Source organism: Desulfobacter sp. (genome assembly GCF_050177295.1).
The window spans coordinates 1-2814 of record NZ_JBFXHE010000511.1; the positions used below are offsets into that span (position 1 = coordinate 1).

General features: G+C 50.7%; 4 protein-coding genes. All 4 read right to left on the reverse strand.

Features of this window, described 5'->3' with window-relative positions:
* Positions 1-869, reverse strand: an 869-nt coding sequence (locus AB7U36_RS21875; RefSeq protein WP_428161717.1) for an MBL fold metallo-hydrolase, incomplete at its 3' end; no start/stop codon positions are given.
* Positions 870-872: 3 nt separating this feature from the next.
* Positions 873-1598, reverse strand: coding sequence for a carboxymuconolactone decarboxylase family protein (locus tag AB7U36_RS21880; RefSeq protein ID WP_428161718.1), 726 nt, complete (start codon positions 1596-1598; stop codon positions 873-875).
* A gap of 10 nt (positions 1599-1608) precedes the next feature.
* On the reverse strand, positions 1609-2016 hold the full coding sequence (locus AB7U36_RS21885) for a cupin domain-containing protein (RefSeq protein WP_428161719.1): 408 nt from the start codon (positions 2014-2016) through the stop codon (positions 1609-1611).
* Positions 2017-2068: 52 nt separating this feature from the next.
* Complete coding sequence (locus AB7U36_RS21890; protein WP_428161720.1) at positions 2069-2605, reverse strand: flavodoxin family protein; 537 nt, start codon at positions 2603-2605, stop codon at positions 2069-2071.
* Positions 2606-2814 lie beyond the last annotated feature (209 nt).

Here is a 2814-nt window from a genome sequence, read left to right on the forward strand (position 1 = left end):
TGGCCGCAATCCAGCATCACCAGGTCAAACCCGTTAAATGCTTTCCCGATCTGTGAAAAATGTGATCCGTATCCACTGTCTCCGCTGAAAAAAATCTTATGTTCAGGGGTTTCAAGGGCGAATCCTGCCCAGAGTGTTTTGTTCTCTTTAAACAGCCTGCCCGAATAATGCCTCGCCGGCAGCACATGTACAACAACGTCTTCTCCCAGGGAGATCTTGTCGTACCAGTCTCCTTCACAGATATCCTCTGTGGGATACCCCCAGTTTTCGAAATAGGCCCCGATGCCCAGCGGACAGATCACCTGTTTGACTTTTGATTTAAGGGCCATGATGGTGGGATAATCCAGGTGGTCCCAGTGATCATGGGAAATCAGCATGCAGTCGATCCGGGGCATATCTTCGGCGGTGTAGATGTTGGTGCCGGCAAATGCCTTATTTAAAAAGGAGAACGGCGCTGCCGATTTGCTGAAGACCGGGTCGATTAAAATTTGTTTGCCGCCCAACTGGATATACCAGGAGGAGTGCCCCATCCATATCACCGTATCTTCATGGAAAGATCGTGCCGATAATGCCTTTAAGTCTGTTTTTTCCGTTGGTATGGGACTGTCGGGCGTCAGCCGTTCAGCCTTGTCAAATATTCCGCTCCATATCACGGACATCATGCCGTCATCTGTTGAGAACTTTGGTGTTGGAACCAGGTTCCGGAATTTTTCATCCCTGTAATTGGGCGATTTTTGAATTTGGCCAAGGCAGTCTCCTTTGGGAAGTTTGCCGAACCTGTCCTGGTTGAAAACTGCACATGCTGCCAGTCCCAGGCAGACCGCAATGACCGGAATATATACCAATAAAATCAATGGTCGTGTTCCCATGTTCTAATTCAGCACCGAAGCAAGAATTTTCCCGGCACTTTCAGCTTCTGCCGTTCCAACGGTGGTTTCCAAAACAGAGACAAAATCCTCTATCTGAGCTTTGCTCAAGCCGGTGTTCATGGCCGCCTTGAGATGAAAACCCAGTTGGCCCCGGGTGCCGGTCATATTGGCAAGGGCGGCAATGGTGGCAAGCTCCCTGTCCTGGTAACTGATGACATCCCGGACAAAGATATCTGCAAACAGATGCGCTTTGAGGAAGGTGTCAATGGCGGGGGAGAACTGCTGCCATGGGGCACCGGAGATGTCGGTCTTTCGTCCGGCAAGCATTGCCCGTACCTTTGCCCCGTATGCCTCCCTATCAAAATCGGGCGGAACAGGGCTTGCCTCTTTGCCCTGGATATCATCAATGCCTTTGGCTTTGCGTTGGTCCACCACCTTCATCAGGGCGGAAAGGGCGTTCAGACTCCGGGGAAATCCCGTATAGGCGTACAGGTGTACCATGACTTCCTTAATCTCATTGATACTCAGGCCGTCATCCAGCCCCTTGCTCAGGGCAGGTATCAGCCTGTCGATATCCCCGTCCGCGGTAAATGCCGCAATGGGAACGATGCGCTGCTGTTCGAGGGTCAATCGGTCATTGTTTTGTGTGTTATCCCCTTGCGAACCAAATGCGGACCCGCAGACCAATGCTGTCAACATAACCAATACTGTCAAAATAGCGGTTTTCATAATCCACTCCTTATTTTCCAAGATATTGTTTGTCGGTAACCTTTTCTTTATAAACGACGTTTTTGTACTCAAATACACCGGTAATAAGCAGTAGTGCCATGGGTGCGTCCGGAGAGGCACCGTGCCAGTGTTCGGTGTCGGGCGGACACCAGATTACGTCGCCCGCCTTGATTTCTAAAATTTTACCATCCCGGGTTCCTGTGCGGCCGACACCCGAGGTTACAATCATGTATTGTCCTGCAGGGTGAATGTGCCACGCTGTCCTTGCCCCGGGCTGGAATGTGCCGTGGGCGCCTGAATATTGCGCCGTTTTATTGGGTGGGAACAGTAAGGATAACTGAACGTCTCCGGTAAATAATTCCTGGGATCCTTTAAAGGCTTTCCGGGCGTCCCCCCAAAAGACCGTCTGTTTCTCCACGCCGTTTTCGGTTGTTTTTCCGAAATCGGAGCACAAAAAACATTTTGTCGGGTTATGCATTTTTTCCCATGGTGTACGCCTGATCAACGGCTCGGGTGCCCTTGACAAGGCCTGGGTCCCAGATGCCTGTGACTGAGATGACACCTTTTTCTTTGGTGCCGCTCAAGCAGTCGGTATAAATCTGCAAACTCTTGACGGCCCTGTCTACGGGCGTCTGACCGCCTGCGGCAGCAACGATATAATAAACTTCTTTGTCCCGGATTATCGAGTAAATGGGGCAGGTCCTGTCGATAAAGGTCTTCATCTGGGCGTTCATCGCGTGAAAATAGACCGGGGTGGACAGGACCAGGACATCTGCGGCCAAGATTTTTTTGAAAATGTCGTTCATATCATCCTGCTGAACGCAGCTTCCCTGGTTGCCGATACAGGCGCAGCAGCCGGTGCAGTAGTCGATATGCTGTTCCGACAACCGGATTTTTTCTGACTGATGCCCCGCTTTTGCAGCCCCCCGCATGAATTCATCACAGAGCAGATCCGAGTTCCCGCCTTTTCTCGGGCTTGCCGAAATTAAAAGTATTTTTTTGCTCATGGCATTCTTCTTTTTGTATTCTCGGTTAATGGAACAATGGAGGGGGTGTCTCCCCCTCCATTGCTGTTGTTTTATTGTTTCTGAAAAAGGTTAAAACCTCCGTCTTTCAGACGGATAGCATTCTGCCAGCAGCTGCATTTATATTGTGGCCGGGGATCGCCCGGCGGCATTCCCGGGTTCCCTCTGGTTTTGCGGTTTCGTATCGAGAA